Raw genomic sequence first — 17,451 nt, 5'->3', positions numbered from 1 at the left:
TATCGGGATTAACCCGTGGCGCCTGCTGTTTCGGCGGTTTTGAAGCTGCCGCAGCCGCAGGTACTTACAGCCTGGCGGTTCGTAAACTTGAAACCGGCCTTCATGAGGTCGTCGGAGTAGTCGATGTCTACCTCGGCGAAGAATGGGGTGGAAAAGCGGTCGGCGATGATGCTGAGGTCCTGATCCTTGTAGACCTCTACATCGTCGTCCTGACGCTGGGTATCTATGGCGGCCTGGTAGTGGTGGCCTTGGCAGCCCCCTGCCTCTACCCAGACACGCAGAAATTGATCGTGATTGATATCCAGCTTGAGAAGCTGGGTCTTAGCCTTATCGGTAAGTGAAATAGCCATGGATGGTCCTCCTCGTTAGAATCACCTACACTAACCTAAAAGATTAGTGAATTTATCAGGTACTTCTCTAACCCTACCGTGGCATACCCGGGCTGTCAAGATAGTTTATCCCCATGAATTGCCCGGTAGCCATACCTTTTTTGTGGCCCGACGGTTATACTGGGGATACCTATGGCGTCTATTGTTTCATTTTTTGTGATCATCCTTGTGTCCCTTCTGGTAGTACGGGTTGCGGCAATAATGCTCAAACTTACGGGTATGTCCGACGACATTGCGAAATTTCAGGCACGTTCAGCCTTTACTACTACAGGGTTTACCAGCCGTGAGACCGAGTCTATTGTAAACCACCCCGTGCGACGGAAGATAATTCTCAATCTGATGCTCCTGGGTAATGTAGGGCTGGTGTCCTTTATGTCATCCCTGATCATTACCTTTGTCCAGCCCAGTACGGATACAGATTTACTTCTCCGGGTCGCCATCATTGTCGGAGGGCTCCTGGTGTTGTACCTGATCAGCCGCTCACGGTTGTTGGACAGGGTTCTCAGCCGGATAATTGAACGGTTTTTACGGCGCTTTACCCGGGTGTATGCCAAGGATTACGATTCTCTGTTGTTTTTAAGCGGGGAGTTCGAGATCGTTAAGCTGCCGGTTCGGGAAGGAAACTGGCTTGCCGGGCGGACTGTGGCGGAGTTGCAGCTTTCCGATGAGGGAGTGCTGATTATCGGTGTCCAACGGGGAGACGGTTACTATGTCGGGGTGCCCCGGGGCAGTACTTCAATTTATGAGGGTGATGAGGTGATTCTCTACGGCCGGGAAGAGGTTATCCGCGGGCTGTCGGATCGGCCGGTCGGGGAAGCGGGGGATACCCAGCATCTCCAGGCGGTGGAGGTTCAGCGGGTATTTGAGGGCAAGCCCAAGCAGAAGCAGGATAAGTCCAGATCATTGTTCGGCCGGGTGTTTTCCCGGGGCCGGGGGTAGAGACTCGGCTCCCGGAAGGCCGGCAGCTAACCGGCGGTAGCTCTGGAAGAGCTGGCTTCGGCTGGGCGCGGGACCCAATTCCTGATACAAGGTTTCTGCCAAGCTGCCTCGGTGGGGATACTCGGTAAGACAGTCTTGAAGGTCCGCCTCCAGGGCTGGGGGCAGGGCGTGGTCGGAAGCGAACCAATGCAGGGCTGCTGTCCAAAAATCCCGGACCCGGGGAGCCTGGCCGCCTCGGGGGAGAAGATCGGCAAAAATGCGAGGGATGTAGGGAAGGCTCAGGGGTGCTGCGCTGGCCTGGCTGACACAGCGGCGATACTGGGATACCAGAATTTCCTGGGGGGTCTTGGACAGGTCCCGGAGTTCCTTGGAATCTGCAAAGGCCAGGCGGCGGATCAGGGCAATGGTTACCAGACTGAAGAGGAGATCCCTGGTGGGGTGGCCTTGAAGATCGAGGATCCGGATTTCCATGCTGTTCCGGCTGAACTTGGGGATGGCTCCGCGGCTGTTAAGCCACTCTTCCTGGAGCAGGCCCTCGGGATCCTGGGGGGCGATGGCCCGGTACATGGGTTGGAGAACGAGCTGGTGGTATTCCTCTATGGTTGAAACCTGCTCGGGAATGATGTCCCCGGCGATCTCGGGAATCCGATGCTGGTTGCCCGCATAGGTTTCCAAACGGGCGTCCATCGCCGCGGCGTAGGTGCCGCCCAGATAGGGGGTGGATGCCCATAGACCGGGGAGCAGGGGCAGAAGCAGGCGGATGGCGGTGTGCAGCCGGAAAAAATCCTCGTCGCTTCTAAAACTCAGGTTCAGATGGCAGCTCTGGAGATTCGCCCAACCGTGTCCTCGGGTCGAGAAAATCCGGTCGTATGCCTGGTAGATCTCGGTTTGTTCATGGGGCCACATCCGGGTTTCTTTGGCCGGATCCATCCAGGGATGGGCTCCCGTGGGCAGCAGGCAGCAGGCCTGGGGAAGCTGGAGGAGGGTATTGTTTACCTGCCCTACCTGGGCCCGGAAACTGGGTTCCAGCTCCGTGAGGTCGGTCACGGGCAGTGGGTTTTTCAGTTCAATAACATGCATCACCAGCTCGTTGGACCAGGATAGCGGGGGATGTTCCACCTCGCTGGCCCCGCTGCCCAGGAGAGTCTCCGCCCTGGGAACAACAGCCAAGGTGTCGGCCCTCACGATGGCATACTCCAATTCGATTCCCCCAGCCTCCAGGAGGGCCGGGGGCTGGGAAGCCCCGCCGGATCGAACCGGGTGCGGGTCTTGCAGAGAAGAGTCGGGGGTTTGTTGCGGGCGGTTCCCCGAGGGGGACGCCTCCGGGGTGCGGGCTTGATCCGAAGGGCTAGATGCCATTGACGCTTCCTTTTTTCAATTGAATTCTCCAGGCGAAGTAGCCCATGATTTGGGCGTAGAGCTGATCTTTAAGGACCAGGTCCTCAACATCGCTTTCGATGCTGGGATTATCGTTTATCTCTATGATCATAGGCCCGTTCTCGGTCATCTTGAGATCCACTCCGTAGAAGCCGTCGCCGATCAGGTTCGCTGCCTTCAGGGCGATTTTTACGATCTCTGGGGGAGTGTTTTCCAGGGCAAGGGTTTCCCATTTGCCCGAGCGGTGACCCGATGGCGCCTGCCAATTGTAGATCTGCCAGTGCCCCCGGGCCATGAAGTACTTACAGGCAAAGAGGGGTTTCTGGTTCAGAATGCCGATGCGCCAGTCATAGTCGGTAGGGGTGTACCGCTGAGCCACTACGAAGTCTGAGCCGTTTAAGAATTCTTCCAGGGTTGTTTTAAGACTGCCGGAATCGCTGACCTTGACAACACCCATACTGAAGCTCGAGTCGGGCTGTTTGAGAATCACCGGGAACCCCAATTCCGAAGGGATTCGTTCCCAGTTGTCCTTATGAATGACGATGCTTTGGGGGGTGGGGATTTTATGGCGCTCCAGGAGCTCGGCGAGATAGACCTTATTGGTGCAGCGCAGAATAGATTGGGGATCGTCGATGACCACCAGTCCGTCGGCCCAGGCCTTCCGGGCGAACCGGTAGGTCATATTGGTTACACTGGTGGTGGCGCGGATGAACAGCCCGTCGTACTCGGGTAGGTAGGAATAGTCGCTCCGGGTAATGACCTCGGGTTCCAGTCCCAGGGATTCAGCGGCCCGGACAAAGCGCTTAATTGCCTTCGGATCGCTGGGCGGTGCGGGTTCATCGGGATCGACGAGAATGGCCAGGCTGTATTTGGGCTGTTTTTTGCTCCGGCGGACCACCGCCCGACGTTTGAAGAACGCCTGGGCGAAGGCCAATAGACTGTCCCGGTGGTTTTCTGGGATTTCCTTCAGGGAAACCGGCCCCACACTCTGGATTTCCCAGCCCCGTTTCGTCCGGGTAAAATGAACCCGGAGCAGGGGAGCCTCAAAGAGGCCGTAGATGGCCCGGGCCAGGGCCTCATACTGCTTCGCCAGATTCTGGCCGAAGTAGATGCTTAGGGTGAACTCATCACCCTGGAGACGCTTGAGCCCCTTTTGAATAAGGTACTCCAGGTCCTCGCTCATGGATTTAATTACGCTGATGGAACGGAAGTCCTGGAGGGTCGCAACCCCGGGCAGTATGCTGTGCCCCCGGGCTTCAGCCAGGAGGGAAACATAGTATCCCGCGGATTGATACCGGTAGCTCCGGCACAGGTTATAGACCCTGAGGTCCTTTACCCGGGTATAGTCCGGATCGGTCAGGTAGGACCGTGCAGTAACAACATCCGCCCCTTCGATAGGTCCGGGTAAATCTTCCAGTCGGCTGACAACTATGAGGTTTTGCATCTCTAATTGCTAGAATATTCCTGGCCTCTGGAATGGTCAAGGGGCTCCTGACCGGGATACGTGATTGTGTCCATCTTAGGAGGTGGGGCTCTCTGACCTCGGGTATACGAAGTGGCGGCGAACGGCGACAAAGAGCCAGGAAAAGGATATAGTTACACCCATGACCGAATTGAATCAACCGGGACGACAACCTGGCTGGAATTACCTCTCTAATCATAGCCACGTACTCATTTGCCTGGTACAGAATCCCCATGCCCGCATCCGGGATATTGCCGCCCGGGTACAGATTACTGAACGGGCGGTACAAAGAATCCTTCAGGACCTGGAGGCTGCGGGGGTAATAACCAAGGAGAAACAAGGCCGTCGCAACCGGTACACCATTAATCTGGAGGGTCACCTCCGCCATCCCTTGGAAAGCCATGCCCGGGTCCGGGACCTCCTGGCATTTGCTGTGGAAGAAGGGCTCTAGGGGGCCGAAGTGGAGCAGCAAGGCAGGAATCAGTCCACCATAATTCCTGAGCAGTCCGGGCTTCCCCGGGAAGGCCACCGTTCAGACCCGGCACCATCTTGGGAAAACCGGAAACAGCCCCGGGTGTACAAGTCACAGAACCGTTCAAACCCGGCACAGCCCCGGGCGAACCGAAACCAACATAACAAGAACCGAAACCGTAGTCACGCGAACCGGGAACAACGCCGATCAAACCAGACCCAGCGCAGGGTAAACCGGGAACAACGCCGGGCGAACCAGACCCAGCGCAGGGTGAACCGGGAACAACGCCGGGCGAACCGGGAGCTGCGCCGGGAAATAAAAAAAGAACGGCGCCACTTGGCCCGCTTCCAGACCACCGGCCAGCGTCGCCGCAGATGGTACCGCTGGATGGCCGGGGCAGGGGCAATCCTGGTGCTGCTGTGGCTCCTCATTCCCCCCTTTCTCCATCCCCTGCGGGGACCGGTGACCTCGGGTTTTTTCCTCCGCGGTCGTCCTGAATCTTCCTTGGCCCTCTCTCTGGAAATCCACGAGGGCATAGATATCGCCGCTCCGGGAGGAACGGCTGTCCGGGCGGCGAAATCCGGGGTGGTACGGCATGCCGGCTGGAGCGATACCCTGGGGAACTGGGTACAGGTAGACCATTGGCTGGGGTTTTCCACCCGCTACGGCCACATGGAGAGCCTCTCCGTCGAGGCCGGGGACTGGGTCTTTAAGGGCTTATCCGGGATAGGCAGGGTAGGCAGCACCGGCCGCTCTACGGGCAACCACCTTCATTTCGAGGTACGGTGGTTCGACCGTCCCCTACCACCCGGGGTATTCCTTCTGTTCTCGGAACTGCGGTGGCGGCTTTTGGGATTCTGATGCCGTTTTTGATCGGCGCCGGGTTTTCCCGGGGGGGATTTGAATGCTCCCGGCACCAAACACTGCTTCCCCTGCCCGATTAGGTCGGTTCTTCCCAGGGTCTCCAGGGCCTGGCGGACCTTCCCATGGTTCTTGGGATCCCTGAATTGAAGCAGCGCCCGCTGCATGGCCTTTTCCTGGTAGGATCGGGATACGTAGATCTCCCTACCGGTCCGGGGGTCGATTCCCGTATAGTACATACAGGTAGCCAAGGTTCCCGGGGTGGGGTAGAAGTCCTGGACCTGTTCGGGGGTTCCGCCCTGATCCCGGAAATACAGCGCCAGCTCCAGAGCGTCCGCCAGGGTGGTACCGGGATGGCTTGATATGAAATAGGGAACCATAAACTGATTCTTGCCCAGGCGTTGGTTGGTGTTCTTGAAGGCGTGGGCGAATTGTTGGAATACCTCGGGACGGGGTTTACCCATGGCCGCCAAGGCCCGGGGGCTGATATGCTCCGGGGCTACCTTGAGTTTTCCCGACACATGGTGGGCGCATAATTCAGTCAGGAACTCTCCATTGGAATCACCTAATAGATAGTCAAAGCGAATTCCCGATCGGATGAAGACCTTTTTTATACCCTCCAGGCTGCGCAGCCGGCGTAGAACTCCCAGGTAATCCTGATGATCCACCACCAGCTGATTGCATAACCGGGGATGCAGGCATTGACGGTCCTTGCAGACCCCAACCCTGCGTTGTTTCTCGCAGGCAGGCCGCCGGAAGTTCGCCGTGGGGCCCCCCACATCGTGGATGTAGCCCTTGAATCCCGGAAGCCGGGTTAGTAGCTCCGCTTCTCGGACCAGGGAATCGCCGCTTCGTGCCTGGATGCGCCGACCCTGGTGGAAGGTCAGGGCACAGAAGCTACAGCCCCCGAAGCAACCCCGGCTGGAAACCAGGGAGAAGCGGACCTCCTCTATGGCGGGGACCCCCCCGGCCTCCAGGTAATCGGGATGGAAGGTGCGGGTGAAGGGCAGGGTGTAGAGTGCATCGAATTCCGAGGCGGAGAGGGGAAGTGCCGGGGGATTTTGCACCACCAGCCAGGGGCCGTAGGCCTCGGTTAGGATATCGGCGTTGAGGGCATCGGTGTTCCGGTGCTGGGCAAGAAAGCTTTGGCTGTAGTGGTTTTTGCCGAGCCGGGGATCCTTGAGGTCTTCCCAGCCGGGCAGATTCTGGATCTTCCGGGGTAACAGCCGTGCTTCGGGCAGCCCGGCGGCGTCGTCCTGGATGAGGGATGGCCAGGTGTCTGCTATGACCTGGATACTCTGGGCATCCTCAGCCCTGCAGCGCCAGAGGGTTCCGGGAATATGCTGCAGTTCTCCGGCCCGCCGGCCTGCGGAAAGCTGGCGGGCAATCTCCACGACGCTGCGTTCGGCCATACCGTAGACCAGCAGGTCGGCTTTAGAGTCGATGAGCATGGATCGGCGTAGGGAATTCGACCAATAATCGTAGTGGGCAAAGCGCCGTAGACTGGCCTCAATGCCTCCTATGACAATGTCTGTCTGCTTAAATGCCTCTCGAATGCGGGTACAGTACACCAGGGTCGCCCGGTCCGGGCGCCGGCCCCCCAAACCGCCCGGGGAGTAGGCATCGTCCTTCCGGGGTTTTCCTGCCACAGTGTAATTGGCAACCATGGAATCCATATTGCCAGCGGTTACGAAGAATGCGAGGCGGGGCCGACCGAGGCGAGTGAAATCCCGGGTGCTGCGCCAATCCGGCTGGGCGATTATTCCCACCCGGTACCCCTGGTTCTCCAGAATCCGTGCCAAGAGGGCGGTTCCGAAGCTGGGATGGTCCACATAGGCATCCCCGGTAACAAAAATAATATCAAGTTCGGAACCCGGGGATAGATCCTCCTTGCACACCGGCAGGAAGGCGGACCGCGGAGCCTGGTAATCGTGTAGTTGCTGCATCACCCCTAGCTTACCATACCCGTGGGGGTATGGACAGCCGTGTTGAAAAATGACCGCTAAAACCGCCAAGGCTGGGATAACCGGAGATCGGCCCAGCCCGGGACAATCGAGGCTGGAGCGACCGAAACCAGAGACAACCGGTTCGCCATGGATTTTGATCAACCAATATCCTCCGGGTACCCTATACTTACTGAGTGCGCAAAAGATTGTAACCTACACCAGATATAGCGGTGACGCCTGGTGGCCTGCCCCAGGGACAGCGCCGCTAAAGGGAAACGTTACAAGCTTTTGCGCACTATCCTATACTTAAATGGTGGCAGGAGGTGAACCATGGCGTACAGCACCCGGCGGCAGAGAAGGGCTCCCGGAGGATGGTATTCCCGGCGCGGGTCAGGCTTGGCTGCTCTGGCGGCCCTGGTGTGGGTTTGCCTGCCCCTGGCCGGCTTGGCTGAATCACCCCGGCAGAGCAGGCTGGAGGCGGAGGAGCCGGTTATTATCAGTACCAGTTATCAGAACTTTTTATCCAACTGCCAGGGAACGGGGATGCTCGATGAGATAATTCTGGAGGCATTCCGGCGGGTTGGGGGTAGGGCGAAGGTCGTCTATAACCCCACGGAACAGGCCCTGTACGATGTAAATGCGGGGATTTTTCAGGGTGAGCTGAACCGGGTGGCGGGGATGGAGAAGGATTTTCCCAACCTGGTCCGGGTGCCCGAGGCAAATATGGTTATGGATTTTGTTGCCTTCAGCCGGCAGGCTCTGCAGATTCGGAGCTGGGAAGACTTGCGGGAGCTGAGCATCGGCATTGTCCGAGGATGGAAGATCTTGGAGGAGCAGACGGCGGATTTTCCCTGGGTCATCCTGGTACCGACCCAGGTTGAGTTGTTTACCATGCTGGATAAGGGGAGGATTGATGTGGCCCTCTACGATTACGCCACGGGGTACACCGTCCTGGCCGACCTGGGCTACCAGGGGATACGGCATCTGGAGCCGCCCTTGGCCACCAGGCCCATGTACCTGTACCTGCACCGGGATTACCGGGAATTGGTTCAGCCCCTGGCCGATGCCCTCCGGGCTATGAAGGCCGATGGCACCTACCAAGAGATGGTGTCCCGGGGATATTCCCAGGCCGGTATTCCCCCCAGAAACTAGGAGGTTTGTATGGCATTTGGCTGGAATAGATCCCTAGGGTTACGGTTTATTCTCATGACATCCCTGATCATTGTGGGGGTAGGTATTTTTGTATCCGTGTTGGAGGGGGTTCTGCTCTACGACCAGGAACGTCGGCGGGTGGATCAGGAAATCTTCCAGGTGCAGCAGAGCCATCTGCCCTCCCTGGTATCAAGTCTCTGGTTGACCGACTGGATACTGGTCCAGCAGCAGGCCCAGGCAATCGAACGGTTTCCGTCCATTAGCCGGGTGGAGGTGGAAAACGATCAGGGCGAGGTTTTTTCCGCGGGAGCACCGGTTCAGCCCGAATTTTCAGTGTTGTCCGAGGAGCTGACCTATTTTCATCGGGAGCAGGGCTTTCCGGTGGGAATGCTCCGGATCTATCAGGACCCGGGATTGGTGGAAGGGGCGGTTTTGGGACGGGTTGCGGTGTCTCTGGGCGGACATATGCTGATTCTGCTGACCACCGGGTTGTGGATTGCCCTGCTGTTCCACCACCAGGTGGGGAAGTATCTTACACGCCTGGCGGTCTTGCTGAAGCAGGATGACCGGGAGCATCTGGAAGCCCCCCTGGATATCCGCCGGAGACGGGCTTACGATGACGAGCTGGGGGATCTGCTCCGAGCCATTAACCTGATGCGCCACAATCTATCCGAGGATATGCACCAGCGGGAACTCCGGATTGCGGAGATTCACCACCGGATGAAAAACGATTTGAGTTTCATTTATTCCCTTTTGTACCTCCAGTCTGAACAGGTCGATCAGCCCCGGGCTCGGGAGCAGATCGTCGAGGCAGGCCGTCGGGTCGGGGTTATCTCCCAGATCTACAGCCGGCTGTATACCGAGCGTAATTTCCTTGAGGTGTCGGTCAAGCCCCTGGTAGAGCAGATGGTGGTTGATTTGGTGGATTTGGGGGTGATTTCCATGAATTCGGTAACGGTAGATATGGAGGATATCCGGGTGCCTACCAAGGTGTCCATCGGTATTGGGATTGCGGTGAACGAGCTGGTAACCAATGCGGTGAAGTACGCGGGAATGTCCGGGGAGGAGCTCCGGGTCCAGATTGCCTTGCGGTCCTCGGACCCGGGGGTGAACCTCGAGGTGCGGGATAACGGGGCCGGGTTTTCCCAGGATCTGATTCAGGGGCAGGGTTATGACTTCGGATTGCGGGTTATTCAATCCCTGAGTCTCCAGCATTCCGGGGAGATGACCCTATCCAATGAGGACGGCGGGGTGGTCCGGGTGGGCTTCGGTTGTATTGACAGACCGGATTTCCCCGGGTAGGCTCGATTCAACCATGGCGGATCGGTGGAGACTGCAACCCATTGCACCGGAAGGGCGGTAGGGTTCGGCGGGGTCCGGAGCGGTCTGCCGTGAGTATCGACAACCCTAGTGTCTCCAGAAAGGACTCGATCCTGAGCGACGGGTACCGGTAATGGATGGACCGCCGGGCATTTCTTGTACTCTGCCGGACTTCGGCGAGACAGAGGCATGGGAATCACCCTAGACAATGGCGAACCTCCACCCCTTTCTGGGAAGAGGAGACCCTATGAGAAAACTCACCCAGTTTCCCCAGGCGAAGGCCCGGGGGGAAATCCTTAGTGTTTTAACATGTTATGACGCCTGGTCGGCGGCCCTGCTGCAGGATAGCGGATTGGATGCTGTCCTGGTGGGGGATAGTCTGGCTATGGTGATGTACGGCGGAGATTCCACCCTGACGGCGGATATGGAGCTGATGACTGCCCATGTACGGGCGGTGCGCCGGGGCGGACCGGGACTGACGATTATCGCCGATATGCCCTTTCTATCCACCCGCTGCGGGTTAGACCTGGCGACGCGGAATGCCGGGGACCTGATGCGGGCCGGGGCGGACGGGGTGAAGATCGAGGGGCTTGAGGGTCACGTGGAGCTTATTCCCCATTTGATTGCCAGCGGTATTCCCGTTATGGGGCATTTGGGGCTGACTCCCCAGGCTGTACATACCTTGGGGGGGTACCGGGTCCAGGGCAGGGATGCCGAGGCCCGTCGTCGGATGGTGGATCGGGCCCGGCAGCTGGAGGAGCTGGGGTGTTTTGCCCTGGTGGCTGAGGGTATTCCCTCGGATCTGGGGCGGGAGCTGGCCGGGACCTTAGGGATACCGGTTATCGGTATTGGGGCTGGGCCGGATGTGGACGGCCAGGTTCTGGTGCTCCAGGATATGCTCGGACTTACTCCGGGGGCGGAGGAGGGCCGGTTGCCCCGGTTTGTACGCCAATACCTGCCGGGGGGCCGGCTGGTTCGCCAGGCGGTGGATGAGTTTGTCCGGGATGTGCGCTCCGGGGATTTCCCCTCAGCCCGGGAAAGCTACGGCGGCAATCCCGAGTCCAAGGCCGGTGCCCATGACCGCGCCCCCAAGCAAGCCAAAGACCAGCCCCAGAATCGTCCCCAGGACCGCAGGCAGGATCCGGCCTGGGCGGAGGAGCAGGGGGCCGTATATGGCTGAGCTGAAGGTAATTACGGATCCCAGGGAATGGCAGGAGTATTGTATCAGCCTGGGAAGGGGACATTCGGCTTCCTGGCGGACCGGGGGGAACATTGCCGCCCCGGGGCCTGGGAGTTCAATGGAACCGGGGCCGGGCAGCTCGATAGGACCTGAGCCGGGCAGCTCGATCGAACCGACGCCGGTTGCGCCGGGAGGGCACAATCCCCATCCATTGAGGGCCGGGGTTTCCGGGTCCGGATCATCCTCGCCGGCACTCCGGGGCCTTCCGTCCGTCGGCTTTGTTCCGACCATGGGGGCGTTGCATCCCGGGCACGCCAGTTTGATTCGGCGGAGTTTGGCGGAGAACGAGGTTACCCTGGTCAGCATATTCGTGAACCCCACTCAGTTTAACGATCCCAAGGATCTGCATGACTATCCCCGGACCTGGGATGCCGACCGGGCGCTTCTGGAGTCTTTGGGGGTGGATGCAGTGTTTCTACCCCGGGCGGAGCAGATGTACAGCCGGGATTTCCGATTCGAGGTGCGGGAGGCAGGAATTCTCCGGGCGGGGGATGATTCGGAACTTCCCGGGGATTCTCCTGCGGGCCGAAGACGAACCGGTACAGGGGATCAGGGAGAGGCGCAGGCTGCACCCGAAACCCCGGCGTCCAGCCGGCAGGGTGGAGGTCTTGCTGGCCCGGATAATCAGGGGCCGCTCCGGTTGGAAGAACCCGAGGGATCCCGGTTTAGCACCCAGCTCTGCGGGGCTTCCCGGCCGGGCCACTTTGAGGGGGTATTGACGGTGGTGCTGAAGCTGCTGGTATTAACCGCGCCGAGCCGGGCGTATTTTGGAGAAAAGGATTATCAGCAGTATCTCTTGATTTGCCGGATGGCGGAAGACTTTTTCCTTCCCACGGAGATTGTACCCTGTCCGGTGGTTCGGGAGACCTCGGGGCTCGCCATGAGTTCCCGAAACCGCCTCCTGAGTCCCCGGGGCCTGGAGCGTGCCCGGGAACTGTACCCCATTCTTCGCGGGTCAAAGGATGCCCCCCGGGCCGTCAGGGAACTGGAACAGTTGGGGTTCCAGGTTGACTACCTGGTAGACCGCCGGGATCTCGGCCCGGGTGAGCCGGCCCGGCGGTTCGCCGCGGTGGTACTGGAGGGGATCCGGCTCATCGATAATCTGGTCCTGGAGGAAGGGGCATGAACATCACCCTAATTCTCACCGGATCCATAGCCGCCTATAAGGCCTGCGCCCTCCTCAGTCTGCTGGTAAAACAGGGGCATACCGTCCAGACCGTCGCTACCCCCGGGGCGCTGCGTTTTGTCGGGGCCACGAGCCTGGAGGCACTATCGGGCAGGCCGGTCTTGCATGATCTTTTTGCCGCCCGGGACAGCATGGAGCATATCGAGCTGCGCCGGTGGAGCGACCTGTTTCTGCTCTACCCGGCCACGGCGAATCGGATCAACCAGCTGGCAGCGGGCCTGGCCCCGGATCTATTGGGCGCCCTGTTTCTGGCAAATAATCAGACCAAACCCTTTTGGATAGCCCCGGCAATGAATAGCGCCATGTTGAACCATCCGGCCACCCGGCAGTCCCTGGCGCGCCTGGAAACCTGGGGATGCCGGATTCTGCCCTGGGAGAGCGGCAGACTCGCCTGCGGAGATGAGGGGGGCGGGCGGCTCCTGTCTCCGGAGACTACAGCCCGGTTGGTATCCCGGTTGTTCCGCGGAGAAGACCTTCCGGAGGGCGGGACGGGACCGGAAAATTCCCGGGAAAATGAGCCCTCCGACGCTTTGACCCGGCAAGGTGAAGGAACCCCGGGTGCGGGTAGAGGCCCGGCGCCGGAAAAGACCTGGGCCGGCCCGGGGTTGGTTCACCAGAGTGTAGGAACAACCGGCCTCAGTAGCCCACCTCCGAGATCGGCGCCGGGGGCTGACCGAACCGGCAGACCGCAGCTTGGCAGGGTACTGGTAACCGGAGGGGCCATGCGCCAGCCCCTGGATGCTGTCCGCTGGGTGGAAAACACCTCCTCGGGACAGACCGCCCTTACCATAACCCGGGAGCTGGAAAGCAGGGGTTGGCAGGTGGATCTGCTGCATTACGACCGGATGGACCTGTCCCCGGGGATTTCTGGTCAGACTCGGAGTTACGCCGACTACCAGGACTTCCGCCGGGAACTGGAGGCCATGCTGGACCGCCGGAGCTATGACTGGATTATCCAGGCAGCTGCAGTGGCGGATTATCACCTAGAGGATCCGGATTCAACAGGGGGGAAATGGGAGAGCGGACAGCCCCGGCACCTGGTTTTACAACCCACCGAGAAGATCCTTCCCCGAATTAAGGCCATGGCTCATCGGGCCCATCCCCATGAGCCCCTGCCTGGGGTGGTGGGGTTCAAGCTGACCCAGGGGGAGGATATCGCCCAGGGTGCCGCCCGTGCAGCTTCCATGCTGGAAAACGGGGCAGATCTTGTCGTCTGGAACGATGCCGGGAATCTGGACAGCCCGGTGACGGGAGGGAAGCCGGAGAGCCGGGGTCATGGGTATGGTATTTTTCTGGGTGATTCCAACGCCCCCCGGCACCAGCCCGTCCTCCAGGGTACCACCACTGCCCAGCTCGCCCGGGATCTTGCCCGCCTGCTGGAGGAGAGGTCCGTCAAATCAAGAGAAATTCAAGGAGCAGACCATGAGTCAAGAACGAAGGAATGAGCATATTCTATGCCTGGATGTGGGAAACACCCAGGTGTACGCCGGACTGTATACCCCCCGGGGAGAACTAACCCTGCGATTCCGTCGAACCTCCGGCGGCCAAGCCAGCGCCGATGAGTACGGGGTGTTTCTCCGGGGGGTTTTGCGGGAAAACGGAATCGACCCTGAGAAGGTAAGGGGTATCGCCATGGCCTCGGTGGTTCCCCAGGGGGTGTACAGTCTGCGCCGGGCATGCCAGAAGTACTTCGATGTGGAGCCCTTCATACTCCAGGCAGGGGTAAAGACGGGTCTTCAGATTGCCTATCGGAATCCCCTGGAGGTGGGGGCCGACCGGATCGCCAACGCCATTGCCCTGAGCCGGCTCTACCCCGGGCGGAACGGGATAGTAGCGGATTTCGGGACTGCCACAACCCTGGATGTTGTGTCCGGGGATAAACGCTACCTGGGGGGTGCTATCGCCCCGGGGCTGCGGGTGAGTATGGAGGTGCTGGAGCAAAAAACCGCCCGGCTGCCCAGCGTGGAAATCCTGCGGCCCGATGCAGTCTGCGGGAAATCGACGGTAGAGAGTATTCAGGCCGGACTCTATTACGGGCAGTTGGGGATGGTCCGGGAACTGGTTGAGCGGATTCGAGGGGAGGTGTTTGACCCCACAGCCGAGCCGCCCATCATCCTGGCCACCGGGGGATTCAGTCACCTCTTTGCCGGGGAAGGTTTTTTTGATGCCATCGAGCCGGACCTGGTGCTCGCCGGGCTCTTCGCAGCCTGGCAGCTGAACCAGGGGTAATAAATCCGACAGTTATATAGTGCGCAAAAGGTTGTAACTTTGCACCCCGGCGACACCACCCATGGATGGAATTATTGGTTGCTCCGCTATACCTGGTGTAGTTTACAACCTTTTGCGCACTATCAACGGTTTACAAGGGAGAACATAGTATGGAGTTAACTTTGCTCCGGGCCAAGATTCACCGTGCCCGGGTGACGGATGCGAATTTAGAGTACCAGGGATCTATTTCTATCTGCCCTGAATTGCTGGATATCTCGGGGCTGCTACCCTGGGAACGGGTGGATGTATACAACCTTACCAACGGCCAGCGGTTTTCCACCTACATCATCAAGGGCGGCCGGGGTGAAATATGCTTGAACGGCGCGGCCGCGCGCCTAGCTCAGCCGGGAGACCAGGTGATTATTGCAGCCTACTGTACCATGGGAGCCGAACAGGCCAGGAACCACCGGCCGGCGGTGGTCCTGGTGGATGACCGGAACCACGGCACCCTAGCCGAAGACCACTGACGGACCGGTTTATCCGGGTATTCTCGGTTTCCGGTATTTTAGTACCTTGTTCGGCCGGGCCGGCGGGGCTACACTGCTGGGGATGAGCAGCAAGAACGACTACGATGTGGTAATTATCGGCGGGGGAGTGGTGGGAACCATGGTTGCCCGGGAGCTCTCCCGCTACCGGTGCCGGGTTCTGCTTACCGAGGCCCAGAATGATCTGTCCATGGGAGCGAGCAAGGCGAACAGCGGGATTATTCACGGGGGGTACGCCGAGGCTCCGGGAAGCCTGCGGGGCCGGCTTTGTTATCCCGGCAGGAAGGCCTTTCCGGATCTGGAGGATGAACTGCAGTTCGGGTACCGCCGAACCGGCAGTCTGGTCTTGGCCTTGAGCCGGGATGACCTGCCGGGCCTCGAGGACCTGGCGCGTCAGGGTAGGGAAAACGGCCTGACGGATCTGGAGATTCTCACCCGGGAGCAGGTGTTGTCCCGGGAACCCGAAGTTAATCCCCAGGTGGCCGGGGCCTTGTACTGTGCCGGGGCGGGGGTGGCGAGTCCCTACGAACTTGCCATAGCCCTGGGAGAAAATGCCCGGGCCAATGGCGTTGAAATCCTCCTCAATTCCGAGGTAACCGCCCTGGAGCTTCCCCAGGATACCCGGGGGCTCATGACCCTTACCGTGAACACCCCAGGGCGAACCCGCCGGATTCGCAGCCGCTTTGTGGTGAATGCCGCAGGTCTAGGGGCCCAGGAGATAGCCCTCATGGCCGGGGACGGGGAAGTACAGCTGACCGGCCGGAAGGGGCAGTACATACTCTTCGCCAAGGATACCGGCAAGGCTATACGCCATGTCTTATTCCAGATGCCCGGCCCCCGGGGAAAGGGCGTCTTGGTGACCAGCACCTACCACGGGAACCTGATGATCGGACCGGATGCCCAGGAGGCGGCAGGCCCCGGAGACACCGCCACAGACACCCGGAGCATCCGGGACATTCTGGAACGAGCCAGGTTGACCACCCGGGCATTCAACACCAAGCAGTTCATCCGCACCTTCTCGGGCATCCGGGCTGTAGCCTCCACGGGCGACTTTATTATCCGGCCGAGCCGGATCCACCCGGGTCTTGTCCACGCCGCAGGTATTCAGAGTCCGGGCCTGACCGCCAGCCCGGCTATTACCCGGCTGATCCTGGAGATTCTGGCGGATCAGGGACTGGCGGTGGGACCGGCGGCCCGGCCAGGGGATATGAATCCCGATTTCGAGCCCCGGCGCCGGGGCATTATCCAACCCAAGAATCTCACCATGAAGCAGGCCATGGACCTGACGAAACTGGAGCCCGGGAATCCCCGGCGGATTGTCTGCCGGTGCGAACAGGTTACCGAAGCTGAGATTGTGGATGCCCTGTCCCGGGGGCTTCCTGTGTTGACCACCGACGGGGTTAAACGCCGAACCCGGGCCGGGATGGGCTGGTGCCAGGGAAGCTTCTGCAGATCCCGGGTAGCCGAGGTGATAGAACGCTGTACGGGAATTGAGGTTCCCCCCGGGGAAGACGTAGAGCATAGCGGAATAACCCGGGTGGGGAAGGTAGATCTCTTGGATCTATAGTGCGCAAAGGTTGTACCAGTACATCCCGGCGACACCACCCATTGGTAGACATGTAGGTTGCTCCCCTCTATCCGGTGTCGTTTACAACGCTCTTGCGCGCTACATAGTGGATCATGGGGAGCCAAAACCCCCGGGATCTCAGCGCATCAGCAGCATGATCGAAAGGTATCCCGCCGCGAAGCTGACTGCTGAGGCGATGCCCGTGGCAACGTGCTGGGGGCTGCCGGGTTCCCAGACAAAGGCGTTCAGGAAGAGTCCGATCTCCCCAAGACCGTTGAAGAGCAGGTGGGGCCAGACGTACTCTATGAGGTTCCCGTAGGCGATTACCCCGAGCAGGGAGTTGGTTACCGCGGTGCCAAGGGTCGTATAGCCCAGGTAGGGATGGACCTCCAGACCCAGGGGGCCGGCGATGGCCGTGGCTGTCAGCAGTCCGAGGGTTGCATAGCCGGTAATTTTATGCAGGTTGGTGGAGATGATCCAGTCTCTCAGGGTTGGTGTATAGACCTGGTCTGGGGAATCTGAACCTTTGTCTCCTTCAGGATCTGCGTCGGATGGTGATTCCGGGGCCGCCTCGGGGGATTGGTCAGAAAGGGGAATTAGGGACGAAACCGGGGATGAGCCTGGGGAGGGTGGGGCATTACCATCACCCTGGGTAACAAGAGAGCTCGGTAGAGTTCCCGATGCTTGGCTGAAGACCGGCGTTAGGAGCGCCCCGGCGAAAAGCAGCGTGGCTGCGGCCCTGGAATATAACCCGAATCGCTTCATGATTCAAAGATAGACATAGCCG

16 protein-coding genes are annotated in these 17,451 nt (G+C 59.7%); 11 read left to right on the top strand and 5 right to left on the bottom strand.

Annotated elements, in window-relative coordinates; genetic code table 11:
• Positions 1–8: 8 nt before the first annotated feature.
• Complete coding sequence (locus tag DC28_RS03775) at positions 9–350, bottom strand: HesB/IscA family protein (protein ID WP_037546104.1); 342 nt, start codon at positions 348–350, stop codon at positions 9–11.
• 171 nt (positions 351–521) lie between these two features.
• On the opposite strand from DC28_RS03775, the gene DC28_RS03770 reads away from it, so the two are divergent.
• A complete protein-coding gene (locus DC28_RS03770; protein ID WP_037546102.1) occupies positions 522–1,328 on the top strand; it encodes a TrkA C-terminal domain-containing protein in 807 nt (268 codons plus the stop codon).
• On the opposite strand, the gene DC28_RS15210 is transcribed toward DC28_RS03770, so the two are convergent.
• Both DC28_RS15210 and DC28_RS03760 read right to left on the bottom strand, forming a co-directional pair.
• On the bottom strand, positions 1,290–2,687 hold the full coding sequence (locus DC28_RS15210) for a glutamate-cysteine ligase family protein (protein ID WP_052078419.1): 1,398 nt from the start codon (positions 2,685–2,687) through the stop codon (positions 1,290–1,292). The two genes, DC28_RS03770 and DC28_RS15210, sit on opposite strands and share 39 nt — an antisense overlap.
• On the bottom strand, positions 2,677–4,149 hold the full coding sequence (locus tag DC28_RS03760) for a RimK family protein (protein ID WP_037546100.1): 1,473 nt from the start codon (positions 4,147–4,149) through the stop codon (positions 2,677–2,679). The genes DC28_RS15210 and DC28_RS03760 overlap by 11 nt, the downstream gene beginning before the upstream one ends.
• A 160-nt stretch (positions 4,150–4,309) precedes the next feature.
• On the opposite strand from DC28_RS03760, the gene DC28_RS03755 reads away from it, so the two are divergent.
• The gene (locus DC28_RS03755) at positions 4,310–4,618 is read left to right on the top strand and encodes a helix-turn-helix transcriptional regulator (RefSeq protein ID WP_037546097.1); all 309 of its coding nucleotides are present in this window, start codon (positions 4,310–4,312) and stop codon (positions 4,616–4,618) included.
• Between the two features lie 9 nt (positions 4,619–4,627).
• Positions 4,628–5,500, top strand: coding sequence for a M23 family metallopeptidase (locus tag DC28_RS15205; RefSeq protein ID WP_052078418.1), 873 nt, complete (start codon positions 4,628–4,630; stop codon positions 5,498–5,500).
• Here the strand turns inward: DC28_RS15205 and DC28_RS03745 are convergent.
• The gene (locus DC28_RS03745) at positions 5,410–7,446 is read right to left on the bottom strand and encodes a YgiQ family radical SAM protein (protein WP_052078430.1); all 2,037 of its coding nucleotides are present in this window, start codon (positions 7,444–7,446) and stop codon (positions 5,410–5,412) included. The two genes, DC28_RS15205 and DC28_RS03745, sit on opposite strands and share 91 nt — an antisense overlap.
• Before the next feature lie 330 nt (positions 7,447–7,776).
• Here DC28_RS03745 and DC28_RS03740 point away from each other — a divergent pair, with 330 nt between their 5' ends.
• The 8 genes from DC28_RS03740 to DC28_RS03705 all read left to right on the top strand — a co-directional run bounded on the left by DC28_RS03740 (position 7,777) and on the right by DC28_RS03705 (position 16,664).
• Positions 7,777–8,598, top strand: a complete 822-nt coding sequence (locus tag DC28_RS03740; RefSeq protein WP_052078417.1) for a substrate-binding periplasmic protein — start codon at positions 7,777–7,779, stop codon at positions 8,596–8,598.
• Positions 8,599–8,607: 9 nt separating this feature from the next.
• A complete protein-coding gene (locus DC28_RS03735) occupies positions 8,608–9,900 on the top strand; it encodes a sensor histidine kinase (RefSeq protein WP_037546095.1) in 1,293 nt (430 codons plus the stop codon).
• A 265-nt stretch (positions 9,901–10,165) separates the two neighbouring features.
• Positions 10,166–11,098 carry a 3-methyl-2-oxobutanoate hydroxymethyltransferase gene (gene panB / locus DC28_RS03730; RefSeq protein WP_081941896.1) on the top strand — a complete coding sequence of 311 codons (933 nt, stop codon included), beginning with the start codon at positions 10,166–10,168 and terminating at the stop codon, positions 11,096–11,098.
• Positions 11,091–12,284, top strand: coding sequence for a pantoate--beta-alanine ligase (locus DC28_RS15200; protein WP_052078416.1), 1,194 nt, complete (start codon positions 11,091–11,093; stop codon positions 12,282–12,284). The genes panB and DC28_RS15200 overlap by 8 nt, the downstream gene beginning before the upstream one ends.
• Positions 12,281–13,789, top strand: a complete 1,509-nt coding sequence (locus DC28_RS16145; protein WP_081941892.1) for a phosphopantothenoylcysteine decarboxylase domain-containing protein — start codon at positions 12,281–12,283, stop codon at positions 13,787–13,789. The genes DC28_RS15200 and DC28_RS16145 overlap by 4 nt, the downstream gene beginning before the upstream one ends.
• The gene (locus DC28_RS03715; protein WP_037546093.1) at positions 13,767–14,573 is read left to right on the top strand and encodes a type III pantothenate kinase; all 807 of its coding nucleotides are present in this window, start codon (positions 13,767–13,769) and stop codon (positions 14,571–14,573) included. Before DC28_RS16145 ends, DC28_RS03715 begins: the two co-directional genes overlap by 23 nt.
• 149 nt (positions 14,574–14,722) lie before the next feature.
• Positions 14,723–15,079: an aspartate 1-decarboxylase gene (gene panD, locus DC28_RS03710; protein ID WP_037546090.1), complete on the top strand. Its 357-nt coding sequence runs from the start codon at positions 14,723–14,725 to the stop codon at positions 15,077–15,079.
• An 82-nt stretch (positions 15,080–15,161) separates the two neighbouring features.
• Positions 15,162–16,664 (top strand): NAD(P)/FAD-dependent oxidoreductase, encoded by a 1,503-nt coding sequence (locus DC28_RS03705; RefSeq protein WP_037546184.1) that lies wholly within the window; start codon positions 15,162–15,164, stop codon positions 16,662–16,664.
• 138 nt (positions 16,665–16,802) lie between these two features.
• On the opposite strand, the gene DC28_RS03700 is transcribed toward DC28_RS03705, so the two are convergent.
• Positions 16,803–17,429 carry a hypothetical protein gene (locus tag DC28_RS03700; protein WP_037546087.1) on the bottom strand — a complete coding sequence of 209 codons (627 nt, stop codon included), beginning with the start codon at positions 17,427–17,429 and terminating at the stop codon, positions 16,803–16,805.
• Positions 17,430–17,451 lie beyond the last annotated feature (22 nt).

This window comes from Spirochaeta lutea (assembly GCF_000758165.1).
Taxonomy (GTDB): domain Bacteria; phylum Spirochaetota; class Spirochaetia; order DSM-27196; family Salinispiraceae; genus Spirochaeta_D; species Spirochaeta_D lutea.
Note: the sequence above shows the minus strand (reverse complement) of the source record. Positions and strands in the feature narration are given on the sequence as shown.